The 14,854-nt window shown below is 71.8% G+C and carries 16 protein-coding genes; 10 read left to right on the plus strand and 6 right to left on the minus strand.

The genetic code is table 11. The features are described 5' to 3' along the window. Nucleotides 1–66: 66 nt before the first annotated feature. The 3 genes from GA0070621_RS27350 to GA0070621_RS27360 all read left to right on the plus strand — a co-directional run bounded on the left by GA0070621_RS27350 (nt 67) and on the right by GA0070621_RS27360 (nt 2,482). Nucleotides 67–1,050, plus strand: a complete 984-nt coding sequence (locus tag GA0070621_RS27350; RefSeq protein WP_091201130.1) for a ketopantoate reductase family protein — start codon at nt 67–69, stop codon at nt 1,048–1,050. Between the two features lie 63 nt (nt 1,051–1,113). After that, nucleotides 1,114–1,614, plus strand: a complete 501-nt coding sequence (locus GA0070621_RS27355) for a SigE family RNA polymerase sigma factor (protein ID WP_091201132.1) — start codon at nt 1,114–1,116, stop codon at nt 1,612–1,614. Further along, nucleotides 1,607–2,482, plus strand: coding sequence for a hypothetical protein (locus GA0070621_RS27360; protein WP_091201134.1), 876 nt, complete (start codon nt 1,607–1,609; stop codon nt 2,480–2,482). The genes GA0070621_RS27355 and GA0070621_RS27360 overlap by 8 nt, the downstream gene beginning before the upstream one ends. Before the next feature lie 97 nt (nt 2,483–2,579). On the opposite strand, the gene GA0070621_RS27365 is transcribed toward GA0070621_RS27360, so the two are convergent. Further along, a complete protein-coding gene (locus GA0070621_RS27365) occupies nt 2,580–4,163 on the minus strand; it encodes an acyl-CoA carboxylase subunit beta (RefSeq protein WP_091201136.1) in 1,584 nt (527 codons plus the stop codon). A gap of 96 nt (nt 4,164–4,259) precedes the next feature. On the opposite strand from GA0070621_RS27365, the gene GA0070621_RS27370 reads away from it, so the two are divergent. Together GA0070621_RS27370 and GA0070621_RS27375 are read left to right on the plus strand one after the other, a co-directional pair. Next, complete coding sequence (locus GA0070621_RS27370) at nt 4,260–5,135, plus strand: biotin--[acetyl-CoA-carboxylase] ligase (protein ID WP_091201138.1); 876 nt, start codon at nt 4,260–4,262, stop codon at nt 5,133–5,135. A 115-nt stretch (nt 5,136–5,250) separates the two neighbouring features. After that, the gene (locus GA0070621_RS27375) at nt 5,251–5,823 is read left to right on the plus strand and encodes a PH domain-containing protein (RefSeq protein WP_091201139.1); all 573 of its coding nucleotides are present in this window, start codon (nt 5,251–5,253) and stop codon (nt 5,821–5,823) included. 112 nt (nt 5,824–5,935) lie between these two features. Here the strand turns inward: GA0070621_RS27375 and GA0070621_RS27380 are convergent, their stop codons facing one another. Continuing rightward, entirely contained in the window at nt 5,936–6,637 is a 702-nt protein-coding gene (locus GA0070621_RS27380) for a GtrA family protein (protein WP_091201141.1), read from the minus strand. A 63-nt stretch (nt 6,638–6,700) separates the two neighbouring features. Next, the gene (locus GA0070621_RS27385; protein ID WP_091202910.1) at nt 6,701–7,237 is read right to left on the minus strand and encodes a GtrA family protein; all 537 of its coding nucleotides are present in this window, start codon (nt 7,235–7,237) and stop codon (nt 6,701–6,703) included. A gap of 536 nt (nt 7,238–7,773) precedes the next feature. On the opposite strand from GA0070621_RS27385, the gene GA0070621_RS27390 reads away from it, so the two are divergent. The 3 genes from GA0070621_RS27390 to GA0070621_RS27400 all read left to right on the plus strand — a co-directional run bounded on the left by GA0070621_RS27390 (nt 7,774) and on the right by GA0070621_RS27400 (nt 11,771). Beyond that, nucleotides 7,774–9,615, plus strand: coding sequence for a phosphoenolpyruvate carboxykinase (GTP) (locus GA0070621_RS27390; RefSeq protein ID WP_091201142.1), 1,842 nt, complete (start codon nt 7,774–7,776; stop codon nt 9,613–9,615). A gap of 156 nt (nt 9,616–9,771) precedes the next feature. Next, on the plus strand, nt 9,772–10,938 hold the full coding sequence (locus tag GA0070621_RS27395) for a geranylgeranyl reductase family protein (protein WP_091201143.1): 1,167 nt from the start codon (nt 9,772–9,774) through the stop codon (nt 10,936–10,938). Nucleotides 10,939–11,000: 62 nt separating this feature from the next. Then, a complete protein-coding gene (locus GA0070621_RS27400; RefSeq protein ID WP_091201144.1) occupies nt 11,001–11,771 on the plus strand; it encodes an isoprenyl transferase in 771 nt (256 codons plus the stop codon). A gap of 107 nt (nt 11,772–11,878) precedes the next feature. On the opposite strand, the gene otsB is transcribed toward GA0070621_RS27400, so the two are convergent. The 3 genes from otsB to GA0070621_RS27415 form a co-directional block, all read right to left on the minus strand. Further along, nucleotides 11,879–12,703, minus strand: a complete 825-nt coding sequence (gene otsB / locus GA0070621_RS27405) for a trehalose-phosphatase (RefSeq protein WP_091201145.1) — start codon at nt 12,701–12,703, stop codon at nt 11,879–11,881. A gap of 71 nt (nt 12,704–12,774) precedes the next feature. After that, nucleotides 12,775–13,128, minus strand: a complete 354-nt coding sequence (locus GA0070621_RS27410) for a hypothetical protein (RefSeq protein WP_091201147.1) — start codon at nt 13,126–13,128, stop codon at nt 12,775–12,777. A 162-nt stretch (nt 13,129–13,290) separates the two neighbouring features. After that, a complete protein-coding gene (locus GA0070621_RS27415) occupies nt 13,291–13,731 on the minus strand; it encodes a helix-turn-helix domain-containing protein (protein ID WP_091202912.1) in 441 nt (146 codons plus the stop codon). A gap of 264 nt (nt 13,732–13,995) precedes the next feature. Here GA0070621_RS27415 and GA0070621_RS27420 point away from each other — a divergent pair, with 264 nt between their 5' ends. Both GA0070621_RS27420 and GA0070621_RS27425 read left to right on the plus strand, forming a co-directional pair. After that, a complete protein-coding gene (locus tag GA0070621_RS27420; protein WP_091201149.1) occupies nt 13,996–14,337 on the plus strand; it encodes a hypothetical protein in 342 nt (113 codons plus the stop codon). Nucleotides 14,338–14,371: 34 nt separating this feature from the next. Then, nucleotides 14,372–14,806, plus strand: coding sequence for a hypothetical protein (locus GA0070621_RS27425; RefSeq protein ID WP_091201151.1), 435 nt, complete (start codon nt 14,372–14,374; stop codon nt 14,804–14,806). Nucleotides 14,807–14,854: the final 48 nt, after the last annotated feature.

A 14,854-nucleotide genomic window follows, 5' to 3' on the forward strand; every position in this document is an offset into this window, starting at 1 on the left:
CCGGGTCACCGAGGATTTCGCCGCCCGTAACCGCGAACTGACCGGGCTGGGGGCAGAATCGGACGAATGCGATACGTGATCATCGGGGCGGGCGCGGTCGGCGGCACCATCGGCGTACGCCTGGGGGAGGCCGGCCGCGACGTGACGCTGGTGGCCCGCGGCGCGCACCTGGACACGATCCGGCAGCGGGGGCTGACCCTGCGTACCCCGGAGGGCTCGGTGACCAGCCGGCTGCCCGCCCTGGCCGGCCCGGGCGACCGGCCGCTGCCGGCCGACACCGCCCTGGTGTTGACGGTGAAGTCGCAGGACACCGACGCGGCCCTGGCGACCTGGGTGGACGCGCCCGTCGAGGGCGGCGGCACGGCGGGCGAGCGGCTGCCGATCCTGCTGGCCCAGAACGGCGTCGCCAACGAGCGGGCCGCGTTGCGGCTCTTCGCCCGGGTGCACCCGGTCTGTGTCTGGCTCCCCGCCACCCACCTGGACCCGGGCGTGGTCGTCGCCAACGGGCACCCGCACCCGGGGATGCTGCACATCGGCCGCTACCCGGCCGGATCGGACGACACCAGCCGGTCGGTGGCCGCCGACCTGACCGCCGCCGGTTTCGCCGCCCCGGTCCGCGACGACGTGATGCGCTGGAAGTACGGCAAGCTGCTCAGCAACCTCGGTAACGGCCTCCAGGCGCTGCTCGGCGCGGACATCCCCGAGCCCCTGGCCGCCCGGGTACGCGCCGAGGGGGAGGCCGTGCTGGCCGCCGCCGGGATCCCGCACACCACCCGACAGGAGGAGGCCGCCGAGCGGGGCGACCAGGTGCGGCACCGTCCCGTCGGCGGCGAGGCGCGGGCCGGCGGTTCCACCTGGCAGAGCCTGGCCCGTGGCGCCGGCTCCGCCGAGGCCGACCACCTCAACGGCGAGATCGTGCTGCTCGGCCGGCTGCACGGGGTACCGGCCCCGGCGAACGCGGCGGTCCAGGTCGCCGTCCGTCGGGCGGTACGCGAGCGGATCCCGGCCGGCGGCTTCCCCCTCGCCGAGTTGGCGAAAATGGTCGGCTGACCGGGCAACCGCACGCCCGGCGCCAGGCGTCTCCCCTGCGACCGCCGCCGGGGAGGTAGCAGAGTGACGGACGTCGACGGGTTCGACGAGTTCTACCGGGGCAGCCGACAGCGGCTGCTCGGCTTCGTCTACGTGCTCACCGGCAACCTCGCCGAGGCCCAGGACGCCGTGCAGGAGGCGTACATCCGGGCCTGGCAGCGGTGGTCGACGGTGCAGGGGTACGACGACCCGGAGGCGTGGGTGCGGGTGGTGGCGAGCCGGATCGCGGTGAGCCGGTGGCGCAGCCTGCGCAGCCGGGCCCGGGCTTACCTGCGGCACGGCGCGGAGGAAACGGTCCCCGCACCCAACAGCGACACCGTCGAGGTGGTGGCCGCGCTGCGCCGGCTCCCCGAGGAGCAGCGCACCGCCATCGCGCTCTACTACCTGCTCGGCATGCCGGTCGCCGAGGTCGCCCGGGAGACCGCGGCCCCGGTCGGCACGGTGAAGGCGCGACTCTCCCGGGGGCGTGCCGCGCTCGCCGGACTGCTCGCGGTCGTGGATCTGGAGGAGGCCACCGATGCGTGACGACGACCTGGCATTCGTCGAACTGGTGCAGCGGGAACTGGGCGTTGTCCGCTGGCCCGACGCCGCCGAACTGCGTGCCCGGGCCCGGCGTCGCAGCCGGCGCCGGGTGGTGGGTGCAGCGGCCGTCGTCTTCGTCCTCCTGTCCTCCTCGGCGGTGGCCACCGCCGGGCTGCCCGGGCTGTCGGGCCCGCCTACGGCGACCGGGCCGGCCGCGTCCCCGACGGGCCGGGCCGAGATTCCACTCGACGCGCTGTTGCAGCCCGAGGACCTGCCGGTGAAGGCCGGATCGGCGCTCACCGGGGCCGGTCTCGGTGAGCCGATCGTCATCGAACCGGTCTGGGCCCAGTGCCTGGCGGAGCGAAACGTCTCGCCCATCTGGGAGATGTCCCGCTACTCCCGCTCCCAGTCGTTCGTGCGGGACCCGCGGACGGACCAGGACATGCAGCTCAGCCAGGACGTCTACCGCATCGGTCCGGAGCTGGCGGCGAGCTTCTCCGCCGACATCGACCGTCGGATCCGTCCCTGCCTGGACTGGCTGGACGTCCAAACGGGTCAGAACGTCGGGCTCGGGCCGGTCATCGGGGAGTTGACCACGTCGTTCGCGCGTCACAGCTGGGAGGTGGTGGCCCGAGGGTTCGCCGGCGACGACGCGGTGCTGATCCGGCACACGACCAGCGAGACCCGACGCGACGACGCCCCCGAGGAGGTGCTCGCCGAGGCGCCGGATCCGCAGACCGTCGCGGTGGTGCGCGTCGGGGATCTGGTTACCGTCCTCCGGCTGGGCGTCTGGGCGAGCGAGTCCGACTACCTTCGCCTGGCGGTGGTCGCCACCCGCCGCATGTGTCTCGCCGCCAACCCCCGCTGCTGACCGTCCTCGGCGCAGCAGGAGCCGCGCAACTTCAGGGAAGCTGCTGCCTCCCGGCCTCGGGATGGGCCAACCTCCCCGAAGTTGCGCGGATTGAGAATCAGAGTGGGATGTTGCCGTGCTTCTTCGGGGGCAGGGTCTCGCGCTTCGTACGCAGCACCCGCAGCGCCCGGACGATCTGGGTACGGGTCTCGTGCGGCGGGATCACGCCGTCGACGTACCCGCGTTCGGCGGCGATGTACGGGTTGGCCAGGGTGTCCTCGTACTCGGCGATCTTCTCGGCGCGGACGGCCGCCGGGTCCTCGGCGTTCGCGAGTTCCTGCCGGTAGAGGATGTTCACCGCGCCCTGCGCACCCATCACCGCGATCTGCGCGGTCGGCCAGGCGAAGTTCAGGTCCGCGCCGAGGTGCTTGGAGCCCATCACGTCGTACGCGCCGCCGTACGCCTTGCGGGTGATCACGGTGACCTTCGGGACGGTGGCCTCGGCGTACGCGTAGATGAGCTTCGCGCCCCGGCGGATGATGCCGTCCCACTCCTGGCCGGTGCCGGGGAGGAAGCCGGGCACGTCCACGAAGGTGAGCACGGGGATGTTGAACGCGTCGCAGGTACGCACGAAGCGGGCCGCCTTCTCCGACGCGGCGATGTCCAGGGTGCCGGCGAACTGCATCGGCTGGTTGGCGACCACGCCCACCGGGCGCCCCTCGACCCGGCCGAAACCGACCACGATGTTCTGCGCGTAGAGCGGCTGGACCTCCAGGAACTCGCCGTCGTCGAGGACGTGCTCGATGACCCGGTGCATGTCGTACGGCTGGTTCGCCGAGTCCGGGATCAGCGTGTCCAGGGCACGGTCGTCGTCGGTCACCTCCAGCACGGCGGGCGCGTCGAAGACCGGCGGCTCGTCCAGGTTGTTCGACGGCAGGTACGACAGCAGCGCCTTCACGTACTCGATCGCGTCCTCCTCGTCGGAGCCGAGGTAGTGCGCGTTGCCGCTGCGGGCGTTGTGGGTCCGGGCGCCGCCCAGCTCCTCCATGCCGACGTCCTCGCCGGTGACCGTCTTGATCACGTCGGGGCCGGTGATGAACATGTGCGAGGTCTGGTCGACCATCACGGTGAAGTCGGTGACCGCCGGGGAGTAGACCGCGCCGCCCGCGCACGGGCCCATGATCAGCGAGATCTGCGGGATGACGCCGCTGGCCCGGACGTTGCGGAAGAAGATTTCGCCGTAGAGGCCGAGTGAGGCGACGCCCTCCTGGATCCGCGCGCCACCGGAGTCGTTGATGCCGACGACCGGGCAGCCGATCTTCATGGCCAGGTCCATCACCTTGACGATCTTCTCGCCGAAGACCTCGCCGAGGGAGCCGCCGAAGACCGTGAAGTCCTGCGCGAAGACGCAGACCTGGCGGCCGTCCACCGTGCCGTAGCCGGTCACCACACCGTCGCCGTACGGCCGGGTCTTCGCCAGCCCGAAGTTGGTGGACCGGTGCCGGGCGAACTCGTCCAGCTCGACGAAGGAGCCCTCGTCGAGCAGCATCTCGATCCGCTCCCGGGCGGTCTTCTTGCCCCGGGCGTGCTGCTTCTCGACCGCGCGCGCCGACCCGGCGTGCACCGCCTCGTCGACCCGGCGTTCCAGGTCCGCCAGCTTCCCGGCGGTGGTGTGGATGTTGATCCCGGTCTCGGTAGTCACCCAGGGAATATAACGATGGTTCAGCTGGGGCCCGTTGTGCAGTGCGCCTCACCGGCTTACCGGGGACCGTGCGCCGCCGGGCCGTAGGCTGGCGGGATGCCCGGCTCGCCGTACACCGATCTGGACCGCCCGCCGCTGTCGGCGGCCCGGCTGCGGCGCGCGCTGGTCGCGCCGCACGGGCCGTGGCGCCGCCTGGAACTGCGCGCGGAGACCGGCTCGACCAACGCCGACGTGGTCGAGGCCGCCGCGGCCGGCGAGCCGGAGGGTCTGGTGGTGGTCGCCGAGCGGCAGAGCGCCGGCCGGGGCCGGCGCGGCCGGGTCTGGCAGTCGCCGCCCCGGGCCGGCATCGCGACCAGCGTCCTGCTCCGGCCCGGCGAGGCCGTTCCGGAGCGCGGCTGGTCGCCCGTGCCACCCGCGGGGTACGGCTGGCTGCCGCTGCTCGCCGGGGTCGCGTTGGTCGACGCGGTGGCCCGGCTGGCCGAGCTGGACGCCCGCCTGAAGTGGCCCAACGACCTGCTGATCGAGGGCGCCAAGTGCGCCGGGGTGCTGGCCGAGGCGGTGCCGGGTGGCAGCGCGGCCCGGCCGCCCGCGATCGTGGTCGGCATCGGCCTCAACGTCACCCTGCGCGCCGACGAGCTGCCGGCGAACCCGACCGGGCTGCCCGCCACCTCGCTCCAGCTCGCCGGGGCCGCCGCCACCGACCGGGACCCGCTGCTGCGCGCTCTGCTGCGCTCGCTCGCCGACTGGTACGACCGCTGGCGCGCGGCCGGCGGCGACGCGGTCGCCAGCGGCCTGCGGGACGCGTACGTGGCCGCCTGTGCCACCGTCGGCCGTGACGTCCGGGTCCTGCTCCCCGACGGCCGCGAGGTACGCGGCACCGCCACCGGCGTCGACCCGGACGGTCAGCTCCTGGTCGACGGGCCGGCCGGCGAACTCCGCCTCGCGGCCGGCGACGTCCTCCACCTGCGCTGACCGGACCGGCTCCGGCGCGGGACGGCGTCCCGCCCAACGCCCGCCGCGCGGCCGATTCTGCGGGGATGCGTCGACCGGTTACGGTCAGCGCGTCCAGTTCTGCGAGGAGGTTCCCGTGGCGTTCCCTGAAGACGTGCTCACCGAGGACGAGCACGTCGTGCTGCACCTGCACCCGCACTGGAAGGCGCTGATCCGGCCGATCCTGGTGCTGGTGCTCGCCGTCGCGGCGGTGGTCGCGGGTTGGATCCTGCTGCCCGAGGGCGGCGGCGGCACGATCGCGCTCTACGTGATCGCCGCACTCTGCCTGGCGCTGGTGCTCTGGCTGGCCTTCTGGCCGTACCTGGTCTGGCGTACCACGCACTATCTCTTCACCAACGAGCGGGTGCTGCTCCAGCAGGGCGTCTTCTCCCGTGACCGGCGGGACCTGCCGCTGACCCGGATCAACGACCACTCCATGCACCAGCGTTTCATCGAGCGACTGCTCGGTTGCGGGACGCTCACCATCGAGTCGGCCGGTGAGCGTGGGCAGTCGGTGCTCCACGACGTCCCGCACGTCGACCGGGTGCAGACCAGGCTCTACGAGCTGGTCGAGGCCCACCACGACAAGCACAGCCTGGGCGACGGCGAGATGCGGGAGATCCTCGCCGACATGCGCGAGGGCAAGCCGCTGCGCGATCCCTCGGCCTGATTCCTCGGGCGCCGTCGTCGATCATGAGGTTTGTCGCCACCACCCGCCGTGCGGGCGGCGACAACTTCATGATCGCCGGTGGTGGGCGGGCCGGGCCGCCGTGGGCACGCGGTCAGTGGCGGGGGAGGCGGCGGGTGCCGCCCTGGAACTCGGTGGCCAGCTCCGGGTTCAGGCCCCCGCCGAGGGTACGGCCCAGGCCGGCGTCCGCCGGGGCGGGACGCCCCTGCTGGTGCGGGGCGTAGTCGGGCCGTACGCCCGGGTGGGGCTCGGTCTCCTCCAGCTCGCTGACCGACTCGGCCAGCTCCGCCACCGGGTCCATCTCCGCCACGTTGTCCCATTCGTCACGCGGGATGGCGTGCCAGTTCTCCTCGGCGTGCTGCGGCGGCGGCTGGAAGACGAACGTCCGGTACGACCAGAAGCGGAACACGGTGGCCAGCAGGACGCCGCCGGTCTTCGCCCCGTTCAGCGCGAGCAGGCTGGTGATGCCGAGGCCGTACTTCGCCGCCGCCAGCACGCCCAGTTCGATGATCAGGCCAGTGGCGTTGAACAGGAAGAACAGGGTGTATTCCCGGCGAAGAGCCGCCTTGGGTCGATCCCGGTACGTCCAGTGACGATTCATGAGATACGACGTGATGGTGGCCACGATGGTCGCGACCACGGTCGCCTTGAGCTGGCCGTCTCGGAAAACCGTGAGTGCCAGCGCATTGAACACCGCGTAATTGATGACGGTGTTGATGCCGCCGACGATGCCGAATTTCAGCGCCTCATGGATGAACTTCTGCCAGCGCTCGGGCAGCAGACGGACTCCAGGCATGCGAAACACCTTAGGGCAGCAGGCAGGGCCGGCTCGGCCCGGCGGGACGGGATGGGTGGAGGGTCACGCCTCGGACTCTCGGTCGTGGCTCGTTCCCGGAACAGGGGGAGTTCCCCCCTCCACGAAAACGAACCGCCGGTACGACCAGAATCGGAACAGCGTCCCGAGGCCGGTGCCGACGACGAAGCTGGCCACGTTGTCGGCCAGGGCGGTCTGGAAGACGCGGGGCCAGATGGCGCCCAGCCCGTAGCGGCTCAGCGCGAGGCAGCCGACGGCGATGCCCAGGCCGACCCCGTTGAAGAAGAAGAACAGCGCGTACTCGCGGGCCGGGTTCGAGCGCGGGCGGTGCCGCCAGGTCCAGAACCGGTTGCCGAGGAAGGCGAGGGTCGCCGCGACCACCGTGGAGATGGTCTTCGCCCCCACGGACGGCACGTGCTGCACGCTGGCCAGGTAGTTGAAGAGCGCGAGGTCGACGAGGAACGCGAACCCGCCCACCGTGGCGAACTTGCTCAGCTCGCGGACGAGGTGACCGAAACGGTCCAGCAGGGCCCTGAGCAGACCCCGGCGGGTCTTCGGAGCCCCCGGTTGGTCTCCGGTCATCGTCGCGGCCACCCGCAGAGAGTACCGGTTGGAGGTACCCCGGGGCGGTAGCAACCGCAAGCGGGGCCGGGCCCGGGTCACCGGTCGGCCCCTCGGTCGGCCGGCCCGCGGCGAATCGACGACGGTGCGTCCTCCGGCGCGCACCGTCCGTTCCGGACTCCGTTGCGGCCGTTCCGGAGTCGGTGAGCGCAGCGTAACCGGCTGTGGCGTAATCGTGGACGGGATCACGGAATCGTGGTTCACGACATCCGGGTGCCCTTCCGCACATCGCGTATCCGAGCGGGACCACCGACGCCGGCGAGGGCCGAAGGTTTTCCGCAGGATTTGCGTGAAACTGCGCGCGAAAGCGGGTATCAGATCGCGATGCCGCAGCGTGGCCGTACCTTGTGCAGTTCTTCACAACCAGTCCCACTGACTCGCGAGGCAGCCCGGTTTACGCTGAGCCCAATCCCAGGTTTCCACGAAGGCGATGCCATGGCTCGCCAGAACTCGTGCATCCCATACATCGGTCAGCGTCGACCACAAGGAGATGTGACATGGTTGCTCCGGCTACTGTTCGGGGTATCGATCAGGCCCCGACGTCCCACCCCAAACTGCTCGCCTGGGTACGTGAGGTCGCGGCACTGACCACCCCCGACCGCGTGGTCTGGGTGGACGGGTCCGATGAGGAGTGGCGCCGCCTCACCGACGAACTCGTCGAGAGCGGCACTCTGATCCGGCTGAACCCCGAGAAGAAGCCCAACTCGTTCTACTCGCGGACGGACCCGTCGGACGTCGCCCGGGTCGAGGAGCGCACCTTCATCTGTTCCGTCGACGAGGCGGACGCCGGCCCCACCAACAACTGGATGGCCCCGGCCGAGATGAAGCGCGTCATGACGGACCTCTACCGGGGTTCGATGCGGGGCCGCACCATGTACGTCATTCCGTTCTGCATGGGCCCGGTCGAGGCGAAGAGTCCCATGTTCGGTGTCGAGATCACCGACAGCCCGTACGTGGTCGCCTCGATGCGGATCATGACCCGGATGGGGTCGAAGATCCTGGAGGCGATGGGTGACGACGCCGACTTCGTGCACGCGCTGCACTCCATCGGCGCCCCGCTCGCCCCAGGCCAGCAGGACGTGGCCTGGCCGTGCAACGAGACGAAGTACATCTCGCACTTCCCGGAGACCCGGGAGATCTGGTCCTACGGCTCCGGCTACGGCGGCAACTCGCTGCTCGGCAAGAAGTGCTACTCGCTGCGGATCGCCAGCGTGATGGGGCGCGACGAGGGCTGGCTCGCCGAGCACATGCTGATCCTCAAGATCACCTCGCCGGAGGGCCGGGTCTACCACATCGCCGGCGCGTTCCCGTCGGCCTGCGGCAAGACCAACCTCGCCATGCTGGAGCCGACCATCCCGGGCTGGAAGGTCGAGACCATCGGTGACGACATCGCCTGGATGCGGTTCGGCCCGGACGGCCGCCTCTACGCGATCAACCCCGAGTACGGCCTCTTCGGCGTCGCGCCGGGCACCGACTGGAAGACCAACGCGAACGCGATGCGGACGCTGGACCGCGGCAACTCCATCTTCACCAACGTGGCCCTCACCGACGACGGCGACATCTGGTGGGAGGGCATGGGCGAGCCGCCGGCCCACCTGATCGACTGGAAGGGCAACGACTGGACGCCGGAGAGCGACAGCCTCTCCTCGCACGCGAACAGCCGGTTCTGCACCCCGATCACGCAGTGCCCGATCCTGGCCGACGACTACTACGACCCGAACGGGGTCCCGATCGACGCGATCCTGTTCGGCGGCCGGCGCCGGGACACCGTCCCGCTGGTCACCGAGGCCCGCGACTGGGTGCACGGCGTCTACCTGGGCGCCACGCTCTCCTCGGAGACCACCGCCGCCGCCTCCGGCGCGGTCGGCGTGGTCCGCCGCGACCCGATGGCCATGCTGCCGTTCATCGGCTACAACGGTGGCGACTACTTCCGGCACTGGATCGAGATGGGCAAGGGCGCCGACGGCGACGAGGCCAAGCTGCCGAAGATCTACTACGTCAACTGGTTCCGCAAGGACCCGGACGGCAGCTTCCTCTGGCCGGGCTTCGGCGAGAACTCCCGGGTGCTCAAGTGGGTCATCGAGCGGATCGAGGGCCGCGCCGAGGCCGTCGAGACCCCGATCGGCATGGTGCCGGCCCAGGACGCGCTGGACACCGAGGGCCTGGACATGACCCCGGAGGACGTCCGCATCGCCCTCAAGGTCGACCCGGAGGAGTGGCGCCGCGAGCTGCCGCTGGTCAGCGAGTGGTTCGACAAGTTCGGGGACAAGCTCCCCGGCGTCCTCTGGGCCGAGCTGGACGCCCTGCGCGCCCGGCTCGACGTGGAGCCGCAGAAGTAGGCCCGTACCGGATGCCGAGCTGACGGCCGCCGAACCCGTCGAGGTTCGGCGGCCGTCAGCCGTCCGGGTGCCGCCCATCCCGCTCGCCGTGCCGGCGGCCACCGTCGTGTCCGCACACCGCGCCTGACCGCCTCGCCGCCATGCTCACGATCACCGATGCCGACCGGGTGGGTGGGGCAGGATGGGAGCGTGGCGGACGAGTGGGACGTGATCGTGGTGGGGGCCGGGCCGGCGGGGTCGGCCGCGGCGCTGGCCGCGCGACGCGGCGGGGCCCGGGTGCTGCTGCTGGACCGGTACGACTTCCCCCGGGACAAGCCCTGCGGCGACGGGATCGCCGCACACGCGCTGGACGTCCTCGCCGAGCTGGGCGTGACGGGCGCCGTCGACGGGTACGCTCCGCTGCCCGCGCTGCGCCTCTCCGGCCCGGGTGGCGGCACGGTGGCGCGGGCGCTGCCCCGGCCCGCGTACACGGTGCCCCGGAGGGTGTTCGACGCCCGGCTGGTGACGGCGGCCGTGGCGGCCGGTGCGGAGCTGCGCCGGCACACCGTACGTCGGGTGGAGGTGCGCGCCGACCGGGTGGTGCTCGACGGGGAACTGGCCGCCCGGGCGGTGGTGGGGGCGGACGGTGCGGGCTCGGTGCTCCGCCGGGCGCTCGGCCACCCGGTCAACCCGGACCGTCACCTCGCGCTCGCCATCCGCGGCTACGCCCCGGCCCGGTCCGGCCCGCCCGAACAGCTCATCGTCACCTCGTCGCCGCGCTGGCCGGCGTACGCCTGGTCGTTCCCGATCGGCGACGGCCGGGCGAACGTCGGGTACGGGGAGGTGCTGCGAGGCGAGCCGCTGACCCGGGCGCACCTGCTGGACCGGCTGGCGGCCCTCCTGCCCGGCACCGACCCGGCCGTGGTCACCGACCTGCGGGCCCACCACCTGCCGCTGTCCACGCACCGGCCGGCGCCGGGGCGGGGGCGGGTGGTGCTGGCCGGAGACGCCCTCTCGTTGATCAATCCGTTCACCGGCGAGGGCATCTTCTACGCCCTGCGTTCGGGGGCCCTGGCCGGCGCGGCGGCGGCCGGTACCCCGGGCCAGGCGGCCCGCCGGTACGCCGACACCCTCCGCCGGCGGCTCGGCACACACCTGCGACACAGCTCCGCCGCCGCGTGGCTGGCCCGTCGGCGGGCGGTGGTGGACGCGGCGGTCCGCGCGGCCCGTCGGGACGACCGCGTCTACCGGAGCGTGGTGGAGCTGGGCCTGGGCGACGGACACCTCGACGCCCGCACCCTCGGCATGATCGGCATCGGTCTCGCCCGCCGCGCCGTGACCTGAGGTGTCGCGGGTTCAGCCACCGCAACACTGATCTTCAAGGCGGGTCGCTACCCTGCAAGGTGATGACTCTGCGGAAAATCCTCTACTCCGTGTACGAGCGCCGGCTGACGGCGAAGCTCGCAGGCAAGCCGGTGCCCCGGCACGTCGGCGTGATGTGTGACGGCAACCGCAGATGGGCCCGGGACATGGGCTTCGTCGACCCCAATGACGGCCACCGGATGGGCGCCGAGCGGATCAAGGAGCTGCTGCGCTGGTGCGACGCGGCCGGTGTCGGGCACGTCACCCTCTGGCTGCTCTCCACCGACAACCTCTCCCGGCCGGCCGCCGAGCTGGATCCGCTGCTCCAGATCATCGAGGACCTCACCACCGAGTTGGCCGAGGCGGGCAACCCCTGGCGGCTGCGCATGGTCGGTGCCCTCGACGTGCTGCCCGCGCACCACGCCGTCGCGCTCAAGGCCGCCGAGGAGCGCACCCGGGACCGCAGCGGCGGCGCCCAGGTCAACATCGCCGTCGGGTACGGGGGCCGGCGTGAGATCGCCGACGCGGTCCGGTCGTTGCTGCTGGAGCATGCCGCGAACGGCGGCACCATCGAGGAACTGGCCAACACGATCGATGTCGACCACATCTCCGAGCACCTCTACACCAAGGGCCTGCCCGATCCGGATCTGATCATCCGGACCAGCGGCGAGCAGCGCCTCTCCGGCTTCATGCTCTGGCAGAGCGCCCACTCCGAGTTCTACTTCTGCGAGCTCAACTGGCCCGACTTCCGCCGCGTCGACTTCCTCCGTGCTCTCCGCTCCTACGCCACCCGCCAACGCCGCTTCGGCACCTGATCGCCGCTTTCCGCGCTGATCTTGCACTTACGGCCGCACCGACACGGCTTTTGTCCCCTTGTGCCCCGTCACCAACTGCAAGATCGGCGAGACAACGGGGGCGGGGGTTAGCGGAGGTGGGGGAGGGCGGTGGTTAGGAAGTCGGCCAGGGCGGCGGGGGAGTCCAGGGTGAGGTCGGCGGCGTCGGCGACCTCGTGACCGGTCTCCGGGTTGGCGACGGCGACACAGACGCCCACGAAGTCCGGGTCGGCGGCCCCCCGGGCGCGCACCGCGGCGAAGGCCTTGATGTCGGAGACGTCGTCGCCGAAGTACCAGGCGCCGCCGGCGTCCCGCACCACCTCGCCGATGACCATGCCCTTGTCCCGGTCGACCGGGGGCTTCAGCTCCAGCACCATCCGTCCGGCCTGGCAGCGCAGGCCCAGCCGCTCGGCCCGGGCCCGGCCCCACTCCTGGATCAGGTCGCCGAGCTGCGGGGCCGTCCGCCAGTGCAGGGCGACGGAGAGCCGCTTGTACTCCACCAGCGCGCCGGGCGGCAGTTCGGCCCGGGCCTGCTCGGCCAGCTCGGACATGGTGGGCACCCAGGGCAGCGCGGCCGGCTCGGTGACGGTCTCGCCGCCGGAGTGGCTGTGCTCCAGGCCGTACAGCCCGTACAGGTCGATGCCGGCGAGGCCGCCGAGGTGGTCGCGGAGGAACTCCACCGGGCGCGCGGAGACGATGGCGATCCGGCGTACGTGCGGGGCCAGCGCCTCCAGCGCGGCGAGCACGTTCGGGGCGGGCCGGACCGCGGTGGGGTCGTCGCCGACCGGCGCGAGGGTGCCGTCGAAGTCGAAGAAGAGCACCACGTCGTTCGCGCGGGCTGCGGTGGCACGCCACGCGTGCTCGGCGTCCAACGGGGTGTTCGGCTGCTGGTTGCCCAGATTCAACGGCGGCACGCGCGTCAGCGTACCCCGGACACGAGGGCGTATTCGTGGCCGAGATGTGACGTGCGAACGTCGCGACGGGTTCAGCGTTCGGCGGCTCCCCGACCCCGCCGCCCGAACGGCACCACGGCCGCCTCCGGGCCGTGGTTGAGCAGGTAACCCTCCACGAAGCCGGCGTTCCGGTCCCCGGTGTGCGCCTCGATCTCGTTGAGCCGCGCCACCAGGAACTCGGTGAGCGCGCTGACCCGGTCGTTGAGCCGGTCGTGCAGTTCGGCGACGACGGCGAGGACCACCGCGGTGCCGGCCGTGGTGAGGGTGCAGAGGTTGACGACCAGGGGAAGCTCCCCGCCGTTCAGCACGCCGACCACCACGTTGCCGGTCACGCACGATGTCACCGACACCACCGCGACCACGACTGCCCACCATTTCAGGGTCATGGACAGACCCCTCCTTCTGTCCCGCAGGGCTGGGTTCGGCCTTGTCCCGTCCCCCCGCCGACGACGAGCCCAAGCAGTACGAATAGGGACGCTAGCGTGCCCGTTCCGGCCCCGGAGCGAAACGATCGGACCTGCCCTTCCGTTCTTTCGCCATCTGAGGAACTACCCGGCCTCTTTAGTGTTATTTCGGATATCGACCGGAAAGGTCGGGCGATAAGCGAGATACCTAATGGTTTCCCGGATGTGGAACTTCTCCGCGTCCGATACGTTCGGGTCCACCAGTCGGCGCAGCAACGCCTCGACGTCGGGGTCCATCGGCGGCGGGGTGGTGGCGGCCGGCGGGGTGGTGGCGCGATCCCAGCCCAGGGCGGTGAACGCCGCCGCCGGGTTGAGGCCCAGGCCCTCGCAGAAGGCGACCACCCGCTCCGCCTCGGGGTCGCTGGCCCAGTCGCCGCGTACCCAGCGGTTGATGGTCTGGCGGGAGACGCCGGTACGCCGGGAAACCTCGGTGCCGCTCCAGGCCCGCATCGTGCGGGCGTCGGCCAGCGCGCGGCGGACGAAGGTGGCAAAGGCGATCTTCCGGGCGTTGGCGGTCTCGGTCACCCCGTGACCGTACGACCAGCCGGCCGTACCGGCGCGTCCCGGCACGCTGCTGTCACGCTGACGTGACGGCTTCCTCGGATTTCCGGTAAACGATTCAGTGCTGCTCCTGAGGGGTGTCACTCGGGCAGGATAGATGGACGCCAGGACGGCGGTAAACGGACGAAAAGCTGATACTGTCACGCTCATGAGACAACTTACGGTGTGTCACGTGCATGAGACGACTAGTGCTCACATGCGTCACTCCGCGGGTGACGAGGGGGGCTCGTGACCGAGCTCGCGACCCGCGCCCAGGCATTCGGCCTGATCGCGGACGGGGTGGCCGCCGGGTTGACCGCCCCGTGGCGCCTCTACCTGGCCCGGGGCTGCCGGTACCTCTCGCTGAGCGTCGGCGACCGGGACGAGTGGAACGCCTGGCGTACCCACCTCGGCTGCCCGGAGCTGAGCGTGCGGGTCTACGACGTCGGCGGCGAGATCCGGCGCTCCTCGGTCGCCGAGGTGATCCTGGACGGCTGCCGGATCAGCGTCGAACTGGTCGAGGAGGTCAGCACCGCCGACCTGGACCAGTTGCTGGTCGTCGACCCGCTGGTCGAGCCGGAGGAGCGATGACCCGGCGGGCCCTGACGCCGGCGGGGGTGACCGGATGAGCCCGTTCCTCGCCGTCGTGCTCGTACTGGTGCTCGGCTCCACCTGCTACGCGGCGGGCCGGCTGCACGGTCAACTCAGCTACCGGATCGGCTACCGGTTCGGCTACCGGCAGGGCTACTTCGACGGCGACCGGGGCGCCTGGAACCGGCGGCGGCGCGACGCGCAGGCCGCCATCGCCTCGGCGCTGGCCCGCCCCGTACCGATGCCCGCCGCGGCGACGCGCGCCACGGTGCCGGTCGCCGGCACGGCAGCCCCGGCCGCGGTCACCGCCCGGCCGGTGTCCGGCCCCCCGTCACGGGCCACCGCGACGGCACAGCTCGGCGGGCTCGCCACCCGGCCGGGCACCACGTACACCGGGTCCTCGTTCAGCGCCTCCGCCGGCACGGCGGGCGGCCGGCAGACCGGGACCCTGGTCCGGCGACAGGGCTGAGGCCCACCCAGGACACGGTGTGCCGTCCGCGGCGGACGCGCACCGTCG

It is taken from the genome of Micromonospora narathiwatensis (assembly GCF_900089605.1).
Taxonomy (GTDB): Bacteria; Actinomycetota; Actinomycetes; order Mycobacteriales; family Micromonosporaceae; genus Micromonospora; species Micromonospora narathiwatensis.